The sequence below is a fragment of the uncultured Sulfitobacter sp. genome (genome assembly GCF_947500075.1).
Taxonomy (GTDB): Bacteria; Pseudomonadota; Alphaproteobacteria; order Rhodobacterales; family Rhodobacteraceae; genus Sulfitobacter.
Genome location: NZ_CANMQS010000004.1, coordinates 295,422 through 320,544, shown reverse-complemented (window position 1 = coordinate 320,544; position 25,123 = coordinate 295,422). Strand labels below are relative to the sequence as shown.

General features: G+C 60.3%; 25 protein-coding genes. 18 read left to right on the top strand and 7 right to left on the bottom strand.

Annotated elements, in window-relative coordinates; all coding sequences use genetic code 11:
• Positions 1-3: 3 nt before the first annotated feature.
• From Q1A91_RS14455 to coxB, 6 genes are all read right to left on the bottom strand, one after another.
• Positions 4-681, bottom strand: a complete 678-nt coding sequence (locus Q1A91_RS14455; protein ID WP_299878707.1) for an SURF1 family protein — start codon at positions 679-681, stop codon at positions 4-6.
• 99 nt (positions 682-780) lie between these two features.
• The gene (locus Q1A91_RS14450) at positions 781-1,587 is read right to left on the bottom strand and encodes a cytochrome c oxidase subunit 3 (protein WP_299878704.1); all 807 of its coding nucleotides are present in this window, start codon (positions 1,585-1,587) and stop codon (positions 781-783) included.
• A gap of 23 nt (positions 1,588-1,610) precedes the next feature.
• Entirely contained in the window at positions 1,611-2,195 is a 585-nt protein-coding gene (locus tag Q1A91_RS14445; RefSeq protein ID WP_299878700.1) for a cytochrome c oxidase assembly protein, read from the bottom strand.
• Entirely contained in the window at positions 2,195-2,380 is a 186-nt protein-coding gene (locus tag Q1A91_RS14440; protein WP_299878697.1) for a cytochrome C oxidase assembly protein, read from the bottom strand. Before Q1A91_RS14440 ends, Q1A91_RS14445 begins: the two co-directional genes overlap by 1 nt.
• The gene (cyoE, locus tag Q1A91_RS14435; protein WP_299878694.1) at positions 2,377-3,315 is read right to left on the bottom strand and encodes a heme o synthase; all 939 of its coding nucleotides are present in this window, start codon (positions 3,313-3,315) and stop codon (positions 2,377-2,379) included. Before cyoE ends, Q1A91_RS14440 begins: the two co-directional genes overlap by 4 nt.
• Positions 3,316-3,411: 96 nt before the next feature.
• The gene (gene coxB / locus Q1A91_RS14430) at positions 3,412-4,341 is read right to left on the bottom strand and encodes a cytochrome c oxidase subunit II (RefSeq protein ID WP_299878691.1); all 930 of its coding nucleotides are present in this window, start codon (positions 4,339-4,341) and stop codon (positions 3,412-3,414) included.
• Positions 4,342-4,524: 183 nt separating this feature from the next.
• On the opposite strand from coxB, the gene tldD reads away from it, so the two are divergent.
• The 7 genes from tldD (at position 4,525) to Q1A91_RS14395 (ending at position 13,482) form a co-directional block, all read left to right on the top strand.
• A complete protein-coding gene (tldD, locus tag Q1A91_RS14425; protein WP_299878688.1) occupies positions 4,525-5,946 on the top strand; it encodes a metalloprotease TldD in 1,422 nt (473 codons plus the stop codon).
• Between the two features lie 80 nt (positions 5,947-6,026).
• The gene (dprA, locus tag Q1A91_RS14420; protein WP_299878685.1) at positions 6,027-7,160 is read left to right on the top strand and encodes a DNA-processing protein DprA; all 1,134 of its coding nucleotides are present in this window, start codon (positions 6,027-6,029) and stop codon (positions 7,158-7,160) included.
• Positions 7,161-7,382: 222 nt separating this feature from the next.
• Positions 7,383-9,986, top strand: a complete 2,604-nt coding sequence (gene topA / locus Q1A91_RS14415; protein WP_299878682.1) for a type I DNA topoisomerase — start codon at positions 7,383-7,385, stop codon at positions 9,984-9,986.
• Positions 9,987-10,212: 226 nt separating this feature from the next.
• On the top strand, positions 10,213-10,908 hold the full coding sequence (locus tag Q1A91_RS14410; protein WP_299878679.1) for a CoA transferase subunit A: 696 nt from the start codon (positions 10,213-10,215) through the stop codon (positions 10,906-10,908).
• An 11-nt stretch (positions 10,909-10,919) separates the two neighbouring features.
• A complete protein-coding gene (locus tag Q1A91_RS14405; protein ID WP_299878677.1) occupies positions 10,920-12,035 on the top strand; it encodes a GSCFA domain-containing protein in 1,116 nt (371 codons plus the stop codon).
• A complete protein-coding gene (locus tag Q1A91_RS14400) occupies positions 12,032-12,856 on the top strand; it encodes a hypothetical protein (RefSeq protein WP_299878674.1) in 825 nt (274 codons plus the stop codon). Before Q1A91_RS14405 ends, Q1A91_RS14400 begins: the two co-directional genes overlap by 4 nt.
• A gap of 2 nt (positions 12,857-12,858) precedes the next feature.
• Entirely contained in the window at positions 12,859-13,482 is a 624-nt protein-coding gene (locus Q1A91_RS14395) for a 3-oxoacid CoA-transferase subunit B (protein ID WP_299878671.1), read from the top strand.
• A 73-nt stretch (positions 13,483-13,555) separates the two neighbouring features.
• Here the strand turns inward: Q1A91_RS14395 and Q1A91_RS14390 are convergent, their stop codons facing one another.
• Positions 13,556-14,368 (bottom strand): lytic transglycosylase domain-containing protein, encoded by an 813-nt coding sequence (locus Q1A91_RS14390; protein WP_299878668.1) that lies wholly within the window; start codon positions 14,366-14,368, stop codon positions 13,556-13,558.
• Between the two features lie 364 nt (positions 14,369-14,732).
• Here Q1A91_RS14390 and Q1A91_RS14385 point away from each other — a divergent pair, with 364 nt between their 5' ends.
• From Q1A91_RS14385 to Q1A91_RS14335, 11 genes are all read left to right on the top strand, one after another.
• Complete coding sequence (locus tag Q1A91_RS14385) at positions 14,733-14,930, top strand: hypothetical protein (protein ID WP_299878665.1); 198 nt, start codon at positions 14,733-14,735, stop codon at positions 14,928-14,930.
• A 142-nt stretch (positions 14,931-15,072) separates the two neighbouring features.
• A complete protein-coding gene (locus Q1A91_RS14380; RefSeq protein ID WP_299878662.1) occupies positions 15,073-15,255 on the top strand; it encodes a hypothetical protein in 183 nt (60 codons plus the stop codon).
• 211 nt (positions 15,256-15,466) lie between these two features.
• On the top strand, positions 15,467-16,327 hold the full coding sequence (gene cpaB / locus Q1A91_RS14375; protein WP_299878659.1) for a Flp pilus assembly protein CpaB: 861 nt from the start codon (positions 15,467-15,469) through the stop codon (positions 16,325-16,327).
• Between the two features lie 205 nt (positions 16,328-16,532).
• Complete coding sequence (locus tag Q1A91_RS14370) at positions 16,533-17,969, top strand: type II and III secretion system protein family protein (RefSeq protein ID WP_299878656.1); 1,437 nt, start codon at positions 16,533-16,535, stop codon at positions 17,967-17,969.
• 16 nt (positions 17,970-17,985) lie between these two features.
• Positions 17,986-18,648, top strand: coding sequence for an OmpA family protein (locus Q1A91_RS14365; protein ID WP_299878653.1), 663 nt, complete (start codon positions 17,986-17,988; stop codon positions 18,646-18,648).
• 288 nt (positions 18,649-18,936) lie between these two features.
• Positions 18,937-20,175: an AAA family ATPase gene (locus tag Q1A91_RS14360; protein WP_299878650.1), complete on the top strand. Its 1,239-nt coding sequence runs from the start codon at positions 18,937-18,939 to the stop codon at positions 20,173-20,175.
• Positions 20,176-20,281: 106 nt separating this feature from the next.
• A complete protein-coding gene (locus Q1A91_RS14355) occupies positions 20,282-21,658 on the top strand; it encodes a CpaF family protein (protein WP_299879460.1) in 1,377 nt (458 codons plus the stop codon).
• A gap of 12 nt (positions 21,659-21,670) precedes the next feature.
• Positions 21,671-22,633, top strand: a complete 963-nt coding sequence (locus Q1A91_RS14350; RefSeq protein ID WP_299878647.1) for a type II secretion system F family protein — start codon at positions 21,671-21,673, stop codon at positions 22,631-22,633.
• A gap of 11 nt (positions 22,634-22,644) precedes the next feature.
• Complete coding sequence (locus Q1A91_RS14345; RefSeq protein ID WP_299878645.1) at positions 22,645-23,640, top strand: type II secretion system F family protein; 996 nt, start codon at positions 22,645-22,647, stop codon at positions 23,638-23,640.
• A complete protein-coding gene (locus Q1A91_RS14340; RefSeq protein WP_299878643.1) occupies positions 23,640-24,221 on the top strand; it encodes a tetratricopeptide repeat protein in 582 nt (193 codons plus the stop codon). The genes Q1A91_RS14345 and Q1A91_RS14340 overlap by 1 nt, the downstream gene beginning before the upstream one ends.
• Positions 24,222-24,262: 41 nt before the next feature.
• Positions 24,263-25,114, top strand: a complete 852-nt coding sequence (locus Q1A91_RS14335) for a tetratricopeptide repeat protein (RefSeq protein WP_299878641.1) — start codon at positions 24,263-24,265, stop codon at positions 25,112-25,114.
• Positions 25,115-25,123 lie beyond the last annotated feature (9 nt).

Genomic DNA, 25,123 nt, shown 5'->3' with positions numbered 1-25,123 from the left:
GGGTCAGCTTTCCGGTCGGGGCGCACGGCGGCGCGAGATGAAATAGAATGACATCGCCACCCAGATCGCCGCGAGGGAGAACCAGGTGATCGCATATTGCAAGTGATCGTTGGGGATGCGGCTGGTGTCTACGGGCAGCGGCGTCACAACCGGATCATCCTGCGACACGGCGTTGGCCACAATCAGGATTGGCCGGGTTTCCAGCGCCTCAGCCAGAAGCGGCACATCACGGGCAAACCAGATGTTGTTATCGAGGTCGGGCGCGGGCGTGTAGCTGTCAGTCTCCTGCGGCCATTGCAGGTTGCCCTGCACAGTGACGGAGACATTGGGCGTGGCGATGCCCTTGTCGTCTACCGCGACAAAGCCACGGTCGATGAGGACCCGGCCTGCGTCGCTGTCCATGGCCGTGATCAGCCTGTAGCCTGCCCCAACCTCTTTTTGCGAGACAAGCACCCGCAGGGTGTCCCCTGCAAACATCCCCGTGATCACCACAGGCAGATAGGAATCACGCTCCGGATCGGGGTCGGCGGGCAATGCGACAGGATCGTCGGCAATGCGGCTGTTGATTTCGGCAATCATGCCCTCTTTCTCTGCCAGCCGCTGAACCTGCCAGATGCCCAACGCCAGCAGGATGGTAGCGCCGCCAAGGCCAATTATCACCAAAAAGAGCGCAGAACGCATAACGGGTCTCATCCGGAATGGAAAAGCGCACGAGGCGGGCCCGCGCGCTTTGGTGTTTGACAGGATCAGGGGCGCAGATGCAACCCCGCGTGCCGTCTCTTAGCCGGGAACGCCCCAGATATAGACAGCGAAGAACAGGAACAGCCACACCACGTCCACGAAGTGCCAGTACCAGGCCGCCGCCTCAAAGCCGACGTGCTTCTCCGGGGTGAAGTCGCCCCGCATGGCACGTATCAGGCAGACCGCCAGGAAGATCGTCCCGATGATCACATGCGCGCCGTGGAAGCCCGTGGCCATGAAGAAGTTGGAGAAGAACTTGTCGCCGCCGAACTCCCAGCCTTTGTAGAGCAGGTAGGAATACTCATAGGCCTGCAACGCCGTGAAGGCGATGCCCAGCACGATGGAGATTGCCAGACCGGCAACCAGATCACGGCGGTTGTTCTCATGCACCAGCGCATGGTGCGCCCAGGTCACGGCACAGCCCGACAGCAGCAGGATCAGCGTGTTGATCAGCGGCAGGTGGAAGGCGTCGACCTGATAGATCTCCGGCGGGATGTATTCAGAACCCACATATTCGTTCATCGGATAGATGGCGTGTTTGAAGAACGACCAGAACCACGCGGCAAAGAACATCACTTCGGACATGATGAACAGGATGAAGCCGTAGCGCAGGCCAAGGCGGACAACGCCGGTATGATCGCCCACGCGGCTTTCGATGACCACATCGCGCCACCAGCCGAACATGGTGTAGAGCACGGCGACAAAACCGATCCAGAACAGGAACGGCGTGACGTCGTGCATCCAGAGGACTGCGCCAAACAGCATGACAAAGCCCGCAAGCGCGCCAATCAATGGCCAGCTTGACGGTGCTAGAATGTGATAATCGTGATTTTTTGCATGGGCCATGGCTGCGGGTCCCTCACCTTTTCTTAATTCAGGTCTGTCTGTGACTGCACATCGAGGGCGGCATACCCTTCAGGCAGGTCAATTTCGTAGAATGTATAGGACAGCGTGATGGTGTGTACATACTTGCCGTCACGGTCCTCGACGATTTCTGGGTCAACGTAGAAGCTGACCGGCATCTGCACGGTCTCACCGGGGGCGAGGACCTGTTCCTCAAAGCAGAAACAGTCGATCTTGTCGAAGAAGGCACCCGCTGTGTAGGGCGTCACGTTATAGCTGGCCTGCCCCGCAATGGGGCGGCTTGTGGGGTTGTGCGCCTCGTAAAACGCCAGACCGGTCTCTCCGATGCGGATTTCCATCTCGCGCACAACGGGTTTGAACTCCCACGCCATACCGCTGTTCAGCGTGCCGTCAAACCGTACGGTGATGGTCTGGTCAAGAATATCGGCGTCGTTTACCGTCACCTGCTCCGGCACACCGCCAAAGCCGGTGACGCGACAGAACCAGTCGTAGAAGGGCACTGACGCCCAGGCGAGGCCGCCCATGAAAACCACAAGCGATACGGTCTGCACCACGGTCCTTGTCGGGCCATCAAGGTTCTTGAGAAACATCAGTCCGTGACCTCCGTCCCGCTTGCCGGGCCCACAGTGCCGGGCGCGTTTGCGAAATCGATCTGGGTGATCTTCACAAAGGTCAGCGCCATGATCAGCACGACAAACCCCGCCAGCATGATGCCGACGCCCACATTGCGGCCCTTGCGGCGGCCATGGATCTCATGCTCGGTCCGGATGCTCATGACCAGCCTCCCAGACCCCATGGTTTCAGCGCCGCTTCCAACAGGATCGCGCCGAAGTGGGCAAAGAGGTAATAGAGCGACAGGCGGAAGAACTTGCGCTCCACCAGATAGTTGTCTTCCTCCGCGTCTTCCTCATCCCGGTGCCAGATGCGCCATGCGCCCATCAGGAACAAGACGTTCAGCACCACAGCGACAGCCAGATAGATGGGCCCGCCGATGGCGGTGAAGCCTGTGCCGACGGCAAGAATGGCCAGCAGCACGGTATAGGCGATGATGTGACGGCGGGTGGCGGGGCGGCCATGGGTCACGGTCAGCATCGGCACATTCGCGTCGTCGTAATCCGACCGCATGAACAGCGCCAGCGCCCAGAAATGGGGCGGCGTCCACATGAAGATCAGCGCAAACATCAGCCACGCCTCGACCGAGAAGGTGCCGGTTGCAATGATCCAGCCGATCACAGGTGGGAAGGCCCCTGCCGCACCACCGATCACGATGTTCTGCGGCGTCGCCCGCTTGAGCCACATCGAGTAGACCACCGCATAAAAGAAGATCGTGAAAGCCAGCATGAAGGCCGCCAGCAGGTTGGCTGACAGCGCCAGCATCATCACCGACAGGCCCGACAGCGCTACACCAAGGCTCATCGCCTCACCGGGCGTGACCTTACCCGCGGGTATGGGGCGTTTGGAGGTCCGGCGCATCACCGCATCAATATCCGCATCCCACCACATGTTCAGCGCGCCAGAGGCACCAGCCCCGATCGCCACAAACAGGATGGAGGCAAACCCAATCAGCGGATGCACGGATACAGGGGCCGCCAGCATGCCAACGACGGCTGTAAAGACCACAAGCTGCATCACGCGCGGCTTCATGAGGGCAAAGTAATCGCCCAGTTCCGCTTCGTTCTGCTGTACTGGCGTATTGGTAACGTCAGTCATCAAGCACCTTTTCTCTGGCCGGGTGGGCAGCGTCGCACCGCCACCTGCCTTTGCATCAAGAACAAGGGCGGACACGCGGCCCGCCCCCCATCGGCGTTAGTTGTTGTTGGAGGCAACCGTCAGAAGTGGCGGCAGGCCAGCGTATTCCTCACGGGCTGCGTTCAGCCAGTCCTCATAGGCCTCTTCAGAGACCACTTTGACCGTGATCGGCATATAGGCATGCGCCTGACCGCACAGTTCGGAACACTGACCGAAATACACACCCTCTTTTTCAGCCTCGAACCACAGCTCCGCCAGACGGCCGGGTACGCCATCCTGCTTCACTCCGAAAGCCGGGATGGTCCAGGCGTGGATCACATCGGCCGCAGTCACCTGCATCACGATGGTCTTGCCCACGGGCACGACGACGGCGGTATCTGTTGCCAGCAGCCATTCATCGCGGGAATACCCGGCGTCGATCAGCTTTTGCTCCATCACCGGGCCAAGCTGGTTGGCAATCGCGCCCGCTTCTTCCTCTTCCGAGGTCAGCGTTGCTGGGGCGCCGATCATGTAGCTCTCAAATTCAAACCCATGATCCACGTATTCATAGGTCCAGTACCACTGGTTGCCGACAACCTTGATGGTCACATCCGCAGGCGGAATTTCCTGCTGCCGGAACAGGATCGGCAGGGAATAGGCACCAATCAGCACCAGAATGACAATCGGACCAACGGTCCATGCAATCTCCACCGGGGTGTGGTGGGTGAATGTCGCAGGCTCCGGATTGCGCTTGGCGTTAAAGCGGACGATGACCCAGCCGATAAGGGCCGTCACGAACAGGGTAATCACGGTGATGATCACCAGAATCAGGTAATCGAGATCATGGATGTCCTGAGCGAGTTCCGTAACAGCGGGCTGGAACCCCATTTCGCCGTCCACCGGAGCGCCAATGACCTCCAGACCGTCAATGCGCAATGCGTCCTGCGCCCATGCTGGGAAGGCTGCACATGTGGCCATAAGCCCGCTCAATGTGAGAAGATGTTTCATAAGTCGTCCTGATCTTTTGACCAACAATGGCTACGGTTCTTTGTCGCGGCGGTCGCTTGGTCAGAGCCTCGCCGTTGTATTCGCCTAGCTTACAATCATATTCTGAGGACGAGATAAAGACTTTCGATTGCGTCAAACAGACGCTCACCGCGATTTTCATCGCTAATTCAGGACGAAATAGATATGAGCCAGACGCCCTTCGCGCCGCTTGAGACCCAATTCGACCGCGAAACCGCGCTCAGCATCCTGCGTGCAGCCACCAAAGGCGCCGATGACGGGGAGCTGTTTTTGGAACGCCGACGGTCGGAAGCGCTGATGTTTGATGACGGGCGCCTCAAGACCGCGAATTATGACGCCTCCGAAGGATTCGGGTTGCGCGCCGTGCGGGGCGAAGTGGCGGGATATGCCCATTCGACTGAAATGACGGAAGCCGCCCTGCGCCGCGCGGCAGAGACGACGCAGCTTGCCGTGGGCGACGGCGGCGGCACCTGGGCGGATGCGCCCGAAGGCACCAATACCAAACTCTATACGGATGATGATCCCATCGCCGGCGCCAGTTTCCCGGTGAAGGTCGAAACCCTGCGCGAGATTGATGATTTTCTCCGTGCGCTGGACCCCCGCGTCATTCAGGTCAGCGCCAGCATCGCCGCCAGCCTGCAAGAGGTTGAGATCCTGCGCCCCGAAGGCACCTCCGTGCGGGACGTGCGGCCGATGACACGCATCGGCATTTCAGTGATCGTCGAGCAGGACGGCCGCCGCGAAAGCGGCTCTTCGGGGGGCGGTGGACGGATCGGGCTGGATGGGCTGATTGACCCCGCCGATTGGCAGGACCGCGCGCGCGAAGCCCTGCGGATCGCCTGTGTGAACCTCGAAGCGGTGCCCGCGCCTGCGGGGGTGATGGACGTGGTCCTCGGCCCCGGCTGGCCGGGCATCCTGCTGCACGAAGCCATCGGCCATGGGCTTGAAGGGGATTTCAACCGCAAGGGCTCTTCCGCCTTTGCCGGCCTGATGGGGCAGCAGATCGCCTCCAGGGGTGTGACGGTGCTGGACGATGGTACAATCCCCGACCGGCGCGGCTCGATCAGCGTCGATGACGAAGGCACGCCTTCCGCCAAAAACGTGCTGATCGAGGATGGCACTCTGGTGGGCTACATGCAGGACCGCCAGAACGGGCGGCTGACGGGTGGCGCCTCCACCGGGAACGGGCGGCGGCAGTCCTATGCGCATATCCCGATGCCGCGGATGACCAACACCTACATGCTCGGCGGCGACAGCGCGCCCGAGGATATCGTGGCCGACCTCAAGGATGGCATCTATGCTGTGGGGTTCGGCGGCGGGCAGGTCGATATCACCAATGGCAAATTCGTGTTCTCCTGCACCGAAGCCTACCGGGTGGAGAACGGCAAGGTCGGCGCGCCGGTCAAAGGGGCGACGCTGATCGGGGACGGTGCGACGGCCCTCAAGCAGATCCGCGCGGTGGGCAATGACCCCGCACTGGACCCCGGCATCGGCAATTGCGGCAAACAGGGGCAATGGGTGCCGGTGGGTGTGGGCCAGCCGACGCTGATGATCGGCGGGCTGACGGTGGGCGGGTCGGCAACCTAAGACATATTGGCCCGAAATGATTCACACCCTGTTAACCAACGCGGCCTATACCTGATTCTAGCAACAGACGGAGCCACGGGATGACTGACAAGGACCACCATCCTTCTTCCACTCACCCCCCACTCCCACCCACCCCGGAAGACGAACAGTTTGCCCGTCTCCGTCTGCTGCGCTCGCGCCGGGTTGGCATATCGACGTACAACCGTTTGCTGACTGAATACGGCACTGCGCAAAACGCGCTGGCCGCGCTGCCCCAGGTGGCGCGTGCCGCGGGCGTTTCAGGCTATCAGATTTGCCCCGAAGGGGTTGTGGCGGCCGAATTGCGCGCCGCCCGTGCTGCCGGCGCGCACCTGCTGGTGAAGGGTGACGCGCCCTACCCGGCCCTGCTCGCCACACTCGACGACGCCCCGCCCTTTATGTGGATGATCGGAGACGCGCACCTGCTGTCGCGCCCGATGATTGCACTTGTGGGTGCGCGCAACGCCTCCTCTCTCGGCACCCGCATGGCCCGCGCCTTGGCCGACGAACTGGGGGCCGCCGGGTTTACCATCGTGTCCGGACTGGCGCGCGGCGTGGATGCCGCCGCCCATCTGGCCAGCCTGACCAGCGGTACCATTGCCGTTCAGGCAGGCGGCGTGGACACCATTTACCCGACCGAAAACACAAAACTCGCGGAAGACATCGCCGCGCAGGGGCTGCGCCTGTCCGAACAACCCATGGGCCTGCAACCGATGGCCCGTCATTTTCCCCGCCGCAACCGGATCATATCGGGCCTTGCGCAGGCAACCGTGGTTGTGGAAGCCGCCGCGAAATCCGGCAGCCTGATCACCGCGCGCGACGCGCTGGATCAGGGGCGGGAGGTGCTGGCCGTGCCCGGCCACCCGATGGACGCGCGCGCTGCGGGCTGCAACATGCTGATCCGCGATGGGGCTGTGCTGGTCCGCAATGCCGCCGATGTCATCAGCGCGCTCAGCGTTCAACCAGCCGTCCCCATTCCCCCGAAACGCCCCGCGCCCCCCAAACGCACCCTGCGCAAGACAGCCGCCCTGCACCAGCAGATCCTCGCCCGGCTCGGCCCTTCCCCGCTGGCAGAAGACCAATTGATCCGCGATCTCAAAGCCGCCCCGTCAGAAGTGGCGCCAGCACTGGTGGATCTGGAACTGGAAGGCGAAATCGCCCGTCGTCCCGGTGGGCTGCTGACCCGCGCGGTCTGACTGCCCCGCGCCCCGGACATGGCTGACGGCCACCGGCCACCACATAAATTTTGCCCCCCTTAACACAGGCAGTGTCAGACCATGATTACAGCACCATAGCGTGTATCCCACAGCCTGACCTGAATGCGCTTGCGCCATCCGGCGCATTGACAATCCCCCCCCTGATCCCACATGAGACTGCGCGAGCGGTGCGCATTCATTAGATGTAAGGTCCTTAAATACATGCCAGTTGTTGTTGTCGAATCCCCTGCCAAGGCCAAAACGATCAACAAGTATCTGGGGGACAATTATACCGTTCTGGCCTCTTACGGCCACGTGCGCGACCTGCCGCCCAAAGATGGATCGGTCGACACCGACAACGAATTCGACATGAAATGGGAAGTGGCCAGCGACAGCAAAAAGCATGTCAAAGCCATCGCCGACGCGCTTGCCAATGACAACGCGCTGATCCTCGCCACGGACCCCGACCGCGAAGGCGAAGCGATCAGCTGGCACCTGCAAGAGGCGCTGACCAAGCGCAAGTCGATCAAGAAAGACACGCCCGTCAGCCGCGTGGTCTTCAACCAGATCACCAAAAAGGCCGTGACGGAGGCGATGGAAAATCCCCGCCAGGTCGACATGCCATTGGTGGAGGCATACCTCGCCCGCCGCGCACTTGACTACCTTGTGGGCTTCAACCTGTCGCCCGTTCTGTGGCGCAAACTGCCCGGCGCGAAATCCGCAGGCCGCGTGCAATCCGTGACGCTCCGCCTGATCACCGAGCGTGAAATGGAAATCGAAGCCTTCCGCGCGCGGGAATACTGGAGCGTCAAGGCCCTGCTCGCCACGCCCCGCGGTCAGGAGTTCGAAGCACGCCTGACCACATTGGCAGGCAAAAAGGTCGAAAAATTCGATCTGGCCAATGGCACGCAGGCCGAACTGGCCGTGCAGGCGATCACCTCACGCGATCTGTCCGTGCATTCGGTTGAGGCGAAACCCGCCACCCGAAACCCTTCTGCGCCGTTCATGACCTCGACCCTGCAACAGGAAGCCAGCCGCAAGTTCGGCATGGGCGCGAAACAGACCATGTCCACCGCCCAGCGGCTCTATGAAGCCGGCCACATTACCTACATGCGGACCGACGGCATCGACATGGCGCCCGAAGCTGTTGTCATGGCCCGCGACGCGATCAAGGACCGCTATGGTGCCGATTACGTCCCCGCCGATCCGCGCATGTACAAAAACAAAGCCAAGAACGCGCAGGAAGCGCACGAATGTATCCGCCCCACGGATATGGCCAAGGCCGCCGCCGATCTGAAACTCGAATCCGATCAGCAGAAGCTCTATGATCTGATCTGGAAGCGCACACTGGCCTGCCAGATGGCCAGCGCCCGGTTGGAACGCACCACGGTTGAGGTTGGCAGCGCCGATGGTCAGGTGGGCCTGCGCGCCTCGGGTCAGGTGGTGCTGTTTGACGGGTTCCTGCGCGTCTATGAAGAAGGCCGCGACGATGTGGTCGATGAGGACGACAAGCGTCTGCCGCAGATCACCCAGGGCGACAAGACCGACAAGCGCAGCGTCACGCCGGAGCAGCATTTCACCCAACCGCCGCCCCGCTATACCGAGGCGACATTGGTCAAACGGATGGAAGAGCTCGGCATCGGGCGTCCCTCGACCTACGCGAGCATCGTCACGACCATTCAGGACCGCGGCTATGTGCGCCGCGAAGGCCAGCGTCTGATCCCCGAAGACAAGGGGCGGCTGGTCACGGCATTCCTTGAGAATTATTTCCGCCGCTACATCGGCTACGATTTCACCGCCGATCTGGAAAACCAGCTTGATCAGGTCAGCGCGGGGGACGCGGAGTACAAGAAAGTCCTGACCCAGTTCTGGACCGATTTTTCCGCCGCCATCGCCGAAACCGCCGATCTGCGCATCACCGAGGTGCTGGAAAAGATCAACGAGGTGCTGGAACCCCATCTCTTCCCGCCGCTTGAAGACGGCGGCGACCCGCGCCTGTGCCCCCATTGCGGTGCCGGGCGGCTGTCGATGCGCACCGCGCGGTCGGGCGGGGCCTTCATCGGCTGCTCCAATTACCCAGAATGCCGCTACACCCGCCCCTTCGGTCCGCCGGATCCGGAGGCGGAGGCCAGCGCCATCCCCCCCGATGGCAAACTGCTGGGCACCGATCAGGGCGACGAAATCCGCGTGTTCAAAGGCCGCTTTGGCCCCTACGTGCAGCGCGGTGAGGTGACCGAAGAGAACAAGAAACCCCCGCGCCAGTCGATCCCCAAGGAGTGGGAGCCGGAAGAACTGGAACTCGAACGCGCCGTCATGCTGCTGTCCCTGCCGCGCGAAATCGGGCCGCATCCGGAGGACGGCGTGACCGTCTGGGCCAACATCGGGCGCTATGGGCCGTATCTGAAACACGCCGAAAGCACCTCGCACCGGGGGGGCACGAACGCCAACCTTGATGGCATTGATGAGGTCTGGACCGTGGGCATGAACCGCGCCGTGCAATTGCTCGCCGAAAAGGTCGCCAGCCGGGGTGGACGTGGTCAGGCGGCCAAGCCGTTGCGTGAATTGGGTGAACATCCTGAAGTGGGCGGTCCGGTCAATGTGATGAAGGGCAAGTATGGGCCTTACGTGAAGTGGGAGAAGATCAACGCCACGATCCCCGACACGATTGATCCAGAAGAGATGACCATGGCGCAGGCCGTGCACTTGATTGATGAACGCGCGGCGAAGTCGGGCAAGAAGGTCGCCAAGAAGAAGGCACCGGCCAAGAAAAAAGCGCCCGCGAAGAAGAAGGCGCCGGCCAAGAAACCGGCTGCGAAAAAAGCCTGATCCACCACGGCGCGGATTTTGACCCAAAATCCGGTCGGAAAATTTCGAATTTTCCGGCCCCTGTTGCGCGGTCGGCCCGCCTCACGCCCGGAATTTCCGCGAAATTCCGACCGTTTTCCGCGTCGGAAAACGCCCCTGCCTGCAACCACCCCGCGAACGAATTGACTTTGCCGCGACGCGGCGTCAGATACGAAGACAACAGTCTGACATCAAAGGGAGCACCCCCATGCAAAAGATCTATGGTTCCGCCGCTGAGGCGCTGGATGGGGTCCTCTCAGATGGGATGCTGATCGCTGCGGGTGGCTTTGGCCTGTGCGGCATCCCCGAACTCCTGCTGCAAGCGATCAAGGACGCAGGCACCAAAAACCTCACGTTTGCGTCCAACAACGCAGGCGTCGATGATTTCGGCATCGGCATCCTGTTGCAGACCAAACAGGTGAAGAAAATGATCTCCTCCTATGTCGGGGAAAACGCTGAATTCATGCGCCAGTATCTGTCGGGTGAGCTGGAGCTGGAATTCAATCCACAGGGCACGCTGGCCGAACGCATGCGGGCGGGCGGTTGCGGCATTCCGGGCTTTTACACCAAGACCGGCGTCGGCACCGTGATCGCCGACGGCAAGGAACACAAAGACTTCAACGGCGAAACCTACATCATGGAGGAAGGCATCTTTGCCGATCTCTCCATCGTGAAAGCGTGGAAAGCCGATGAGACCGGCAATCTGGTCTTCCGCAAGACCGCACGCAACTTCAACCCGCCTGCCGCCATGTGCGGCAAGGTCTGCGTGGCCGAGGTTGAGGAAATCGTCCCAACCGGCAGCCTTGATCCCGATATGATCCACCTGCCTGGCATCTATGTGACCCGCCTCATTCAGGGCACCCATGAAAAACGCATCGAACAGCGCACTGTGCGTCAGGCCTGAAGGCCGCGCCGATGTCTGATCCAGACGCAGACGGTCCCCCGGTCAGCCCTTACGAAGGGCTGGAGGACCGTGCGTTCTGGCGCAGCGGTGTGGTTGAGGCAGGCTATCCCCCGACCGGCCTCTATACACCCAAATTCCCAATCACCCGCGAGGTGCCAATCTTCACCGCCGGCAGCTGCTTTGCCCAGCATGTGGGCCGGACCCTGCGCGACAACGGCTATCACGTGATCGACGCCGAACCCGCCCCCGCCAAAGTGCCGGAGGCGCTGGCCCAGCGGCATGGCTACCGGCTTTATGCCGCGCGGTTCGGCAATATTTATACAGTGCGTCAGTTTCTTCAGCTGATGCTTGAGTGTTTTGACGAACATCAGCCCGCCGATGCGGTCTGGGAACGGGAGGGGCGGTTCTTCGATGCCCTGCGCCCCGGTGTCACGCCGCGCGGTCTGGCCAGCCCGGAAGAGGTGCGGACCTCACGTGCCCAACACCTCAATGCCGTGCGGGAAGCTGCACGGCAGACCGGTCTGGTGGTCTTTACCCTTGGCCTTACCGAAACCTGGGAACATGCGCCAAGTGGTACGATCTATCCCACCGCCCCCGGCACCATCGCCGGCGCTTTCGATCCACAGCTGCACCGTTTCGTGAATTTCCGCGCCGATGCGATCAAGGCTGACTTTCTGGCACTCCGCGCGCTCTTTCAGACGTTTAACAAGGACGTGCGGTTCCTGCTGACCGTCTCTCCGGTGCCGCTGACGGCCACGGCAAGTGGCGGGCATGTGCTGCCCGCAACGATCTATTCCAAGTCGGTCCTGCGCACCGCCGCAGGGGAGCTGGCCGAAGACCACGACGACATCGACTATTTCCCCAGCTATGAGATCGTCTCCTCCCACCCCTCCGGCGGACGGCTGTTTGAAGCCAACATGCGGTCCGTGCATCCGCGCGGGGTCCGAAAGGTGATGAAGACTTTTCTGGCGGCCCACGACAGCGCCGATGATCAGACCCCGCGCCAGATCAGACGCGCCCGCCGTCTGGCCCGGCTGGCCGCGGCCGAAGCCGCGCAGCGCCAGAAGGACGACGCCGCCCATGAAGTGATCTGCGAAGAGCAATTGCTGGAGGCGTTTCGCAAATGACCCGCCTGCTGATCATCGGCTCGTCCCATGTCGGCGCGCTCAAGAACGCGGAAGAAACGTTTCTTGCAGGCCGCCCGGACCTCGCGCTTGATTTCTTCGGCCTGCGCGCCCCCGCGTTTCTCAAAAGCCGGATGGATGCGGAGGGCGTTTTTCACCCGCCTGAGCAGGATGAAGACGGCCGGGACCTGATTCTGAAGGCCAACGGCGCGCTCACCGTGGCAACCGCCGGCTATGATCATGTCATGTTGATCGGCTACCGCTTTGGCTTTCCCGAAGTCGCGTCGCTGCTGGAACGGTACGACATTCTGGGCCTGACAGATGCAGGCCACCCGGCCACAATTGATCTGGTGTTGGTCGAAGACATGATCGACACGATGATCAGCGCCTCTCTTGATGACGTGCTCGCCGCACTTGCCCCTGCCAACCGCAGCCTCACCCTGTGCCTTGCACCCTACCCCTCCAAAAGCATCGCCAGCCGCGCGCCCCGGATGGAACTTGCGCGCGAACTGGTGGCGTTCTGGGATCATCCCGGCGCGAGCCACGTGTTTGAGATGTGGCTTAGCCGCCTGCGCAGCCAGATCGAAGCGGCAGGTCACACGCTGCTGGAACAACCCTACCGGACGGTCGCGGGCCCCTTCGCGACAAAACCAATGTTCGCCCGCGCGCCCGACAACTTCGATGGCAGCGCGATGAAAGGCACCGATCATCGCCATATGAACGCAGAGTTTGGGCTGACGGTGTTGACCAGCTTCGCCCGAATGATCAAAAACACAAGCGAGGCGCCCCGCCCCGCAGAAACACCTATCAAAGAGAGGATCTGACGATGCCCTGGGATCGCAACCAAATGGCCGCACGCGCCGCGGAAGAGCTTGAAGACGGCATGTATGTAAACCTTGGCATCGGCATTCCGACGCTGGTGGCGAACTATGTGGGCGACAAGGACATCACCCTGCAATCCGAAAACGGCATGCTGGGTATGGGCCCTTTCCCGATCGAAGGGGAAGAAGACCCTGATCTGATCAACGCAGGCAAGCAGACCATCACCGAACTGCGCCGCACGGCGTATTTCGACAGTGCCACCTCCTTTGGCATGATCCGGGGCGGCAAGATCGCGGCGGCGATCCTTGGCGCGATGGAAGTGGCCGAAAACGGCGATCTGGCAAACTGGATGATTCCGGGCAAGCTGGTCAAGGGCATGGGGGGTGCCATGGACCTTGTGGCCGGCGTGGGCCGCGTGATCGTTGTGATGGATCACACCAGCAAACATGGCGACAGCAAATTGCTCAAGTCATGCACCCTGCCGCTGACCGGCCAGGGGGTAGTGGACCGGATCATCACCAACCTTGGCGTGCTGGATGTGGTTGACGGGGGTCTGCGCATCGTGGAATGCGCCGATGGCGTCTCCGAGGAAGAGCTGCGGGCCGCGACCGAAGCCACCATCGTCTAGGCCGAAAACGGCGCTCTATATATACAGTATATAATGTATGGTGAAACACGCGCGGTCCTTGGGCCGCGCGTTTCTAGTTCATGGACGCAAAGACACAGCCGTCGGTGATCAGTTCCGGCGGGGTCAGGCACAGCCCCTTGGCCACCTGAAACGCCGCCAGCACCTTGGGCACGTAATCCCGTGTCTCCGCAAAGGGCGGCACACCTTCATGCTTGCGCACAGATCCCTCCCCTGCATTGTACCCCGCCAGCACAAGGATCGGGTCGCGTTCGAATTCATCCATCAGCCAGTTGAGGTATTTCACCCCTCCGGCAATGTTCTGCGGCGGCTGCATGCTGTCTTCCACGCCAAAGCGCGCCGCTGTATCGGGCATCAGCTGCATCAAGCCTTGCGCCCCTGCCCCACTCACCGCGTCAGTCTGGCCGGAGGATTCAACCGCAATCACCGCCAGCACCAGCGCGGGCGAAACCTGTGTGCCCACCGTGGCGCGCAGAATGTCGATGCCATGCCCCGATGCGATGTCCTGCATCTGCTGCATCCGCGGGGCGTTCACCTTGGCGGTGGCGCCGGCCAGCGTGCTCATCGCCACATCCAGCCTGCCCGGCCCGCTCATCGCCATCTCGGGAGAGACCTTGGCCCAGAACCAACCATAACGCCCCGGAGAGGCCGGAGCAGCGCCGCTCTCTGCCGTGGGCGGTGGTGGTGATTGCAAGGCAGCGCTCTGCTCTGCCGGATCAATCTGGATATCAATGACCGGTTTGCTGCCCGCTTTGGGGGCTTTGATCCGTTTGGCGCTGAAATCCGCGAACGGCGCAGGCTGTTCCGCCCCGACCGGGCTCACGGCAAGGCTCATCAGCGCCAATAACGCACTTATGCTTCGGATCATGCCTGTCTGCTTCGCTGTTTCAGTTTGTTTTGCGCAGATCATCACACGGAATGGCCCGCAAAACCAGTTAATCAAGGCACAGATCATGGCGATTTCGCCCCAATTGCAGGGGAAAAGGCACAAATTGGAACGAAAACACGACGTTGTTAACAAATTCATCATTCAAAAACAGATGGATAAAAGAAATCTATGAAGAATTCGTGCAGCAGATGTAAATGTCACATTTGCCGCCAAATTAGTGCCCCATTTACCCGGCTATATATCGGCATACCAAGTCGGACAGGCATTGATTGAGAGAAACAGCGCCACCAACGGACGGCAAGGTAGTAACTTAGTAATTAAATGATCCTTGGAGGGACATACCATGATGAACTTTATCAAAAACTTCCGCAAAGACGAAGACGGTGCTGTGACAGTTGACTGGGTCGTGCTGACCGCTGCTGTTGTTGGCCTGGCAATCGCTGCTTACTCTTCCATCGAAGGCGGCGCGTCTGACCTGACATCCAACACTTCCACCTACCTGGACACACGGAACCCAGCCACTGTGATCTCTTCCGAGTAATTGATCACTTTGGCCTGAGAAGGCTTCGATTTGCCTGACTAGGTTTCTGGGGCCGCGTTCTCTCCGCAGAATGCGGCCCCTTTTCTATAAAGTGATGATGCGCAGTAGCGCGCCGCACTCAGACCGTATCCCAGGAATTATCATGCTGAATTCAATTAAGACCTTCATGAAAGCCGAGGACGGCGCCGTCACCGTTGACTGGGTGGTGCTGACGGCCGCTGTATGTGGGCTGGCTGTTGTGACAGTTGTCGCAATCCTCAGCGGTACAGACAACGTTGGCACAGATGTGGGCAATTGGCTCACCGCCCGCGAAATAGGCGAATAACCAAACCAAGTGATCAGATCTGACCGATACATTTTTCAGTCAGCTTTTTGTCCTAGACACGTCTGGGATCAGCCCCGCGGAGAATCCGACGGGGCGTCACGCCGAATTCTTGCGCCCGGCTTATAATCGCCACAATGGTCGCGCAATCTAAAGACCATGAATAAAGGCGCCGGGGCCAACCCGGTAGTTTGAGTAGAACGAGGTACACGATATGCGAATGATTTTCGGATTGGTTTTATTGGTCGGCATCGCGCTGGCGGGTGGGGCTGTATACTTGGCCAAAGATCGGATTGCGCAATATCAACAAGCCAACGCGCGCGCCCAGCAGGCGCTGGCGCAGGTGGTGCCGACCGTTCCCGTCTATGTCGCGACAAAATCGCTCAAATACGGTCAAAAGCTCACCCAGGAAGATGTGCGCGAAGTGCTCTGGCCTGAAAACGCGATCCCCGAAGGCACCTTCACCGAGCTGACAGCGCTTTTCCCTGAGCGTACCGATGAATTGCGCGTCGTGCTGCGCGCCATCGAAAAGGACGAAGCGATCATGGCCGTCAAAGTCACCGAACCTGGTGAAGACACCGGCCTGACCTCACGGCTGGAGCGTGGCATGCGCGCCTTCACCCTGCGTGTTGACGTGTCCAGCGGTGTATCGGGTTTCCTGCGCCCCGGTGACCGGGTCGATGTCTACTGGACTGGTCGCGTGAACCTCGCGGGGCGCGGTGCAGACAACGGGGATGTCACCAAGCTGATCCAGGCAGGCGTTCAACTGATCGCCATTGACCAGATCGCGGGTGGCAACGTGAATGAAACCACCATCGCCCGCACCGTAACAGTGGCCGTCAGCCCGCAGGAAGTGGCCGGACTGGCGCAGGCGCAATCCACCGGGAAGCTTTCCCTGTCTCTTGTCGGCGCAGAGGATGACACCGTTGCCAGCGCAATTGAGGTCGACCAGCGGTCGCTTTTGGGAATTGAGACGCAGGAAATCAAAGCCGAAGTCGAAAAGGAAAAGGTCTGTACCATCCGGACGCGTCGTGGCGCCGAAGTGGTCAACCTGCCCATTCCCTGCACGAACTGATCTGAAAACATCACAAAACCAACTGGTTGAATCGGCGCCGCCTGCCCGCGGCGCCTTTTCCCGTTTATGGGGATGTTGCCATTTGTCCACATAAGCTGTGCCTGCGAAACCATTGATTATTGCAAAAAAAACTAAACTAACGCAGAGTTATCCAAACGACGGGCGACAAGACCCTTCCCGAGGCGTGATCAAAAAGGCAGGTCACATGAAAATTGACAGAATGATCAAGGCAGCCCTTCTGGGGCTGACGATGAGCGTTGGCGCAGTGGCGCTCACCGCTCCGACGATGACCTACGCCGACACCCTCCGCGTGGTCAAAAAAGGAACCAATGCTGCACTCAACGTGCCCATGAACAGGGCCGTGGTGGTGGAAAGCGAAATCCCCTTCGCCGAGCTCAGCATCGCCAACCCCGGAATCGCGGATATCTCCTCGCTCTCGGACCGGACCATCTATGTGTTGGGCAAATCGCCCGGCCTGACCACGCTGACCTTGCTTGATGCAAGTGGCCAGCTGATCACCAACGTGAATGTCCGTGTCGCTGCGGATGTGACGGAGTTCAAAGAGCGCCTGCGCCAGATCCTGCCCGGTGAACGCATCGAAGTGCGCACCGCCAATGACGGGATTGTCCTATCCGGCGTCGTCTCTTCCGCGCAGCGGCTGCAACGCGCGCTTGATCTTGCCGAACGCTACGCACCGGAGCGTGTCTCCAACCTGATGAGCGTCGGTGGCATTCAGCAGGTGATGATGAAAGTGCGTTTTGCCGAAATGCAGCGCAACGTGTCCAAATCCCTCAGCTCGTCCCTCGCCCTCAATGGCGCGATCGACAGCACCGGCATCAACGCCGGTTCCGGGACAACCAACACATCCGGCGGCGTGGCCGGCTCACTGGGCGGCAACATTCCGGGCGTCAACCAGAACGCAGGCGCGATCCTGTTCGGGTTCAACGCAGGCTCTGTCCAGGTCGGGCTTCTGCTGGAAGCGCTTGAGCAGAAAGGCGTTGTACGGTTCCTGGCAGAACCGAACCTTGTCGCGCTTTCCGGGCAGGAAGCCTCCTTCCTTGCGGGGGGCGAATACCCTGTGCCCATCGCGCAGACAGACGACAGGATTACCATTGAATTCAAACCCTTCGGTGTTGAACTCAACTTCATCCCACGGGTCGTGGACAAGGACATCATCAATCTTGAGATGAACGCCGCTGTCTCCGCAATCGACCCTTCCAACAGCCTGTCACTGGGCAACGGTCTGGAAATCGCGGCCTTCACCCGCCGTGAGACACAGACCACCGTGGAAATGCGCGACGGCGAAAGTTTTGCCATCGCGGGGCTGTTGACCGATGACTTCACCGACAACTCCAGCCAGTTGCCATGGATCGGCGATGTGCCCATCCTCGGCTCGCTGTTCCGCTCCGCTGAGTATCAGCGCAGCCAGACAGAGCTGGTCATCATTGTCACGGCCCATCTGGTCACCCCAACCCGTGGCGAGGCGCTGGCCCTGCCCACCGACCGGATCAAACCTCCCACCGAAAAGGATCTGTTCCTCTACGGTCGCACCGCAGAAAGCAGCAATACCCCCAGACAGGGTGCTGCCGGCGAAGTGGCCAAGCAGGACTTTAGCGGCTCCTATGGATATGTATTGGACTAAGCTGATGAAAAGCGTGATGGCCAAAAAGATGCGAACCCTTGGCGCTGGTGCAGGCCTTGTGGCCCTGATGGGCTGCGCTGCCACCGATCCCGTCTACACCCAGTTCTATCAGGAATCCGGTGCGATCGTGGATACCGGCACTTTCGGGAACGCCACCCTGAACAATCGGCTGATCCAGACGGGTGAGAAAGACTACACCATCGACCTTGCCCGACGTTTTGCAGCCGAAGTTCCCTCTACGGTGACGTTTGCGTTCAATTCAGCACAGCTTGATGCCAACGCCCAGGCCACATTGCGCCATCAGGCCGACTGGATCCGTCAATTCCCCGAGGTGCGCTTCAAGGTCTTCGGCCACACCGACAAGGTGGGCAGTGCCGCTTACAACCGCCGTCTGGGCAAACGCCGCGCCATTGCAGTTGTGGCCTACCTGACATCGCTGGGCATCAGCCGCAGCCGTTTGCAGGCCGTCGTCTCCTTCGGAGAGACCCAGCCGCTGATCCTGACAGACAACCGGGAACGCCGGAATCGGCGTACCGTGACGGAAGTCAGCGGATTCGTGGGCCGCAACCCAACGGTGCTTGACGGCAAATACGCAGCAATTGTGAACCGTGAATATGTGGCAAGCGCCACCTATCGCACCACCCTCTCCCAGACAGAGCTGGGTCAGGCGACACAATAAGCCTAACGCATTGAAATCAAAGGCCGCGCCCTGCTCCGGGCGCGGCCTTTTTGTGTTCTGGGGGCCCTGTCGCAGGACGATCTAATCCCGTGCAATTGACGGGATCGTTTCAACAAACCCAACAATAGAAACTTTTTAGCCCCAATCTCGCCTAACTTCACTGCGATAGATTCCCCAATGGACGAATGTGTCTGTGCAAAATGCCAGGCATGGGCGACGTTGGGGCAAGGATCTGCTGTACGGGCAGGTCACCGCTCTGCCGCGCCCTTGGAATAGAGGATGAAGGCTATGAGCAGCAGTATGCCACAACCCGAAGCGGCGGCCATCGTAGCCTGCACTGTCAGCCGTGACGTGCAGAATTTCGATTTGCTGATTGAGGATATGGAAGCGACCCTTGGCGAAAGCTGGGGCGATCTCGGCTTTGCCGAGGCTTTGGCATTCTTTGGTCAACCCGAAGCCGACACGATGGAGTTTATCGCACTGGCGCTTGATGAAACGGACGAGGACAACCTCGTTCTGATGTCCGAGATCATTACCCGCGCAAAGGCGCGCAACATCAAAGTGATACTTATCGCAGAGGACGTCACCCCCGCCGCATTGCATTCGCTGTTGCGGCAGGGCGCGGATGAATTTGTCCCCTACCCTCTGCCCGAAGGTGAACTGGCGCAGGCCATCGCCCGCGTGCGCGCCCCCGACGCCCCGGTTGAAGCCGAAGTGGCGAACGCCCCGCAGTTGAAAGCAGGCCGTCAAAAGGATGGCGCCCTTATCGTGGTCCAGGGCCTTGCAGGGGGCACCGGCTCCACCACCACGGCCGTGAACCTCGCGTGGGAACTGGCCACCGTGGACAAGAAAGCCCCGCCCACCGTCTGCCTGATTGATTTCGATCTGCAATACGGCGCTGTGGCGACGTTCCTCGACCTGCCCCGCCGTGAGGTGGTCTATGAGATGCTGTCAGACACCGACAACATGGACGAAGAGATTTTTGGCCAATCGCTGCTGACCTATGAGGAACGCATGCACGTGCTGACCGCGCCATCGGACATGCTGCCGCTGGATATTGTCACATCCGAAGACATTGACCGCGTGCTCGACATGGCGTGTGCGCAGTTCGACTATGTCGTGGTCGATATGCCCTCCACGCTGGTGCAATGGTCTGAAACCGTGCTGAACAAGGCGCATATCTACTTTGCCATGCTTGAGCTCGACATGCGCTGCGCCCAGAACGCCCTGCGCTTCAAACGCGCGTTGCAGTCCGAAGAACTGCCCGTGGAAAAGCTGCGCTACGTGATGAACCGCGCGCCCAAGTTCACTGATCTGAACGGCAAGGGCCGCGTCAAGCGCATGGCGGAATCGCTGAGCATTTCCATCGACGTGCAACTGCCAGATGGCGGCAAACCCATTACGCAGGCCAACGACCACGGTCTGCCTCTGGCCAATTCGGCCCCCAAAAGCCCCCTGCGGCGTGAGCTGGCAAAGCTGGCCGCCTCTATCCATGACCTCAAGGGGGATCAGGCCGAAGCTGCCTGATCCTGCCGTGACCTGAAAGAGCGCTGAGATGTTTTCGAAGTACAAAAAGCCAAGCAAACCGACCGAGGTTGTTCTGGACGCACCAGATGCGTCCAATGTTACACCAATGAAGACCTCCAGTGCCGCACCCGCCCCCGAAGCGGCCAAGGCATCCATGCGCAAGGCAGCCCAACCCGCCGCCCCCGTGACCGAGGACAAGGAACTCAAGCGCAAGAAGCGCATGAGCGAGATCAAACTCGAACTTCACCGCTCCCTGCTGGACAACCTGAACCTCGCCGCACTCGAACATGCGACGGAACAGGATCTGCGTCAGGAAATCAATGAAATCTCGGCAGAAATCCTGTCCGAGAAATCCATCGTTCTGAACCGCGAAGACCGCATGACGCTCAATTCCGAGCTGTTTGACGAGGTCACAGGTCTGGGTCCGCTGGAAACACTGCTCAAGGACGAAACCGTCAACGATATTCTCGTGAACGGCCCGCAGCAGATCTTTGTGGAACGTGCGGGTAAGCTGGAATTGACGGACGTCACGTTCAAGGATGAAAAGCACCTGCTGCGGATCATCGACAAGATCGTGTCGGCCGTGGGACGTCGCGTGGACGAATCCAACCCTTACGTGGACGCCCGCCTGAAAGACGGCTCGCGTTTCAACGCGATGGTGCCGCCGGTGGCCGTGGACGGCTCCCTCGTCTCCATTCGTAAATTCAAAAAAGACAAGCTCGGCATCGACGATCTGGTCGAATTTGGTGCCTTTACCGAAGAAATGGCCGCCTATTTGCAGGCCGCCGTTGCCACACGTCTCAACGTGATCGTGTCGGGTGGTACGGGTTCGGGTAAAACGACAACGCTCAACGCGCTCTCATCCTTCATCGACAACGCCGAACGCATCCTGACGATCGAGGATACCGCGGAACTCCAGCTGCAACAGACCCACGTGGGCCGGATGGAAAGCCGCCCGCCGAACGTCGAAGGCAAGGGGGAGGTTTCCCCCCGCGACTGTCTGAAAAACGCCCTGCGGATGCGTCCAGACCGGATCATCGTGGGGGAAACCCGTGGTGAAGAAGTTATCGACATGCTCCAGGCCATGAACACCGGCCACGACGGCTCGATGACCACGATCCACGCGAACTCCGCCCGTGATGGCGTGTCGCGTCTGGAAAACATGATCGCCATGGCCGGCATTGAAATGCCGCTGAAAGCCGTGCGCTCCCAGATCTCCTCCGCTGTGAACCTCATCGTGCAGGCCTCCCGTCTGCAAGACGGCTCCCGCCGCATGACGTCGATCACCGAGATCACCGGCATGGAAGGCGAGGTGATCTCCATGCAGGAAATCTTTCGGTATCAGCGGGTTGGCCTGACACCCGACAACAAGATCATCGGTCACTTCACCGCCACCGGCGTGCGCAGCCACTACGCGGAGCGTTTCCGCATGTGGGGCTATGACCTGCCATCCTCCATCTATGAACCAGTAGCAGCCGAGTAAGGAAACCGGGACATGAGCGCAGAACCCATTATCTATGGTCTGATCTTCATCGGCGTGCTGGTGTTGGTCGAAGGCCTCTATCTGGTTGCTTTCGGCAAGTCGATCAGCCTCAACAGCCGCGTGAACCGCCGGCTGGAAATGCTGGAAAAAGGCACACGCCGCGAAGAGGTGTTGGAAAAGCTCCGCAAGGAGATGGAACAACACATGAGCGCGAAGACCATTCCGCTCTACTCCCTGCTGTCTGAAAAGGCACAGAAGGCCGCGATTGCCTTTACGCCCAAACAATTGCTGATGATCATGGGCGGTGTCAGCGCGGGCGCCTTCATGGCGCTGACCGTGGGCACGGAAACCGAACCGCCCGTGCGCGCCTTGCTGTCCGTCGGCATCGGCGTGGGTGCGGTGTATTTCTGGATCTCCTCCAAAGCCAACAAGCGGATGGGGATGATCGAAGAACAGCTCCCAGATGCGGTGGAACTGATGGTCCGCTCCCTGCGCGTTGGCCACCCGTTCACCAATGCGATCTCCATCGTGTCAAAGGAAATTCAGGACCCGCTGGCGTCCGAATTCGGCGTCATCGCTGACGAGTCCGCCTATGGCCGTGACGTGGGCGAAGCGCTCAAGGATATGGCCGAACGTCTGGACATGCAGGATTTGCGCTTCCTCGCGGTGGCCGTGACGATCCAGCAGCAATCTGGTGGTAACCTCGCGGAAATTCTGGCCGGTCTGGCCAAGGTGATCCGCGCCCGTTTCCGCCTGTTCCGCCGGGTGAAAGCCATCACGGCGGAGGCGAAATGGTCCGGGAAATTCCTGTCCGGCTTCCCCATCATGGCGCTGATCGTCATCAACATCGGCGATCCGCACTACTACGACGAAGTGCGCGACCACGCGATGTTCATTCCTGCCTGTTTCCTTGTGGGCATCTTCCTGGCGCTGAACCTGTTTGTGATGCGCATTCTCACTGACATCAAAGTGTAAGGAGCAGAACCATGGATTCCTTCACTGCGATAGAAGAGCAGATCAATGGTGTTCTTGGCCCAATGGGGTTGATCATCATCGCCGGTGTGCTCGGGTTGATGCTCGTGGCAATCACCGTTGTGCTGATGCTGCGCCAACCCGAAGACCCGCTGGACAAGCTCAAGCGGAATGCAACAGGGAGCGGCAAGGCGGCCGAAAAGCAGGCGCAGAAATTGCGCCAGACCGGCCAGAACGCCCAGCTTCAGAAATTCGCCAAGTTCCTCGAACCCGAGGACGTTAATGAACTCAGCGCGAAACAACTCCAATTGCGTCAGGCGGGTTATGCCACGCGCGATGCGGTGCGGATCTTCTACTTTGCGCAATTCTCACTTGGGCTCCTGGGTCTGCTTGCCGGCGTGATCTACGTGAACTTTCTGGGGGGCGGCGAAGGCATGACCACGCAGAAAACCATGATGTGGACCATCGGTCCGGGTGCTATTGGGTACTATCTGCCCAAGTACTGGGTCACCCGCCGCGTTGGCGCACGGCAGGAAGAGATCACCCAAGGCTTCCCCGATGCGCTTGATATGATGCTGGTTTGTGTGGAAGCGGGCCAGTCGCTTGATCAATGTATCGTCCGTGTGGCCAAGGAACTGCGCGCGTCCTACCGTGCGTTGTCCGAAGAATTCGAAGTGGTCGCCTATGAGATGAAAGCGGGCAAGGACAAGATCAACGTTCTCAACGACATGGGCGAACGCTGCGGTGTGCAGGACGTGAGTTCCTTTGTGACCGTGCTGGTGCAATCGGCGGCCTTTGGTACATCCATCTCCGATGCGCTCCGGGTCTATGCGGCGGAAATGCGTGACAAACGCGTGATGCGCGCCGAAGAGGCCGCAAACAAGTTGCCAACCAAGATGACCCTTGCCACTATGATGCTGACCGTGCCACCGCTGCTGATCATTCTGGTCGGCCCGTCGGTCCACGGCATCACAGAATTGGGCAGCATGACCGGCCCAGGCGGGAATTGATGGTTTCACTTTTCAGGCGTTGCCTGACCTCGGTCGCGGGATGTGGCATTGCATTTGGATTGACCGCCTGTACCGCAGGCGGTTTTTCCGCGTCTGACGATCAGGTCTTTGCCCCCGGCGTCGATCAGCGCGCCGTCGCCGAAGACGGTGTCGAAGTCGGCCACCGCCTGATCGCTGCCGGACAATTCGAACTCGCCTTGCGGGCCTTCAACCGGGCCGCCCTTGATCAGGGCGGACTGGATGCGGATATCCTCTCCGGCATGGGCTCTGCCAATCTGGGGCTCGGCCGTCTGGGGCAGGCAGAAGAACTGTTGCGCCGCGCCGTGCGCGAGGACGAAGCCCTGCCCGAGACATGGAACAACCTTGGCGTGGTGCTCATGGAACGCGGCAAGACCGTCGAGGCCGAGCAGATTTTCCGCAAGGCCTTCGCGCTCGATAATGGCGAAAGTGACGCAATCCGCGACAATCTTCGCCTGGCCCTCGCAAAATCCGACAATTCTGATACTTTAAGTCTTGACGATGAAGAATTTAAATTGGTGCGACGCGGCGGCGGAAACATTCTACTCCGGCCTGCGATCTAAAAGACACCACATCGAGGCAGAGCAGTAAAAGGACGCACAACATGCGCCACCCTATCCTTTTGACCGCCGTTCTGGCGGCAGCAACAGCCGTGGCAGGCTGTGCAGAGAAAGACGCAAACGCGACCGTCGAACGCGCTTTCAAAGACGTCAATGTCATTGATGAGACAAACCTTTCCGAGGTCATGCTCACCGTCAGCGACCCCAATGAAGCCGTCAGCTACTTTGAGCGCGCGCTTTCACAGGACCCTGACCGCATCGACCACCAGCGTGGGCTCGCGTCCTCGCTGGTTCGGGCCAAGCGCGTGATCGAAGGCACGTCCGCCTGGAGCAAAGTGGTCAAGATGGACGGTGCCACCCCCGCAGACAGCGTCGAATATGCCGATGCGCTGATCCGTTCGGGGGATTGGGCCAAGGCCGAAACGGTTCTGGATGGCATCCCGCCCACCCATGAGACCTTCGCGCGCTACCGGTTGGAAGCGCTGGTCGCGGACAGCAAGCAGGAATGGAAGAAAGCCGACAGTTTCTATGAAATTGCCGCAGGTCTGACCACCACCCCCGGCTCCGTCATGAACAACTGGGGCTATTCCAAGCTGACCCGTGGCGACTACGCCGAAGCGGAACGGCTGTTCGGCGAAGCCGTCCGGCAGGATCCCGGCCTGTTTACCGCCAAGAACAACCTCGTCCTCGCCCGTGCCGCGCAGCGTGACTATGTGCTGCCCGTCGTGCCGATGGACCAGACAGAGCGGGCGCAGCTTTTGCACACCATGGCGCTCTCGGCAATCAAACAAGGAGACGTGGAGACGGGCAAAGGATTGCTGCGTGAAGCCATCGACACCCATCCACAGCACTTTGAAGCGGCGGTGCGGGCTCTGCGCGCTCTTGATCGCACCTGAACGGCACCG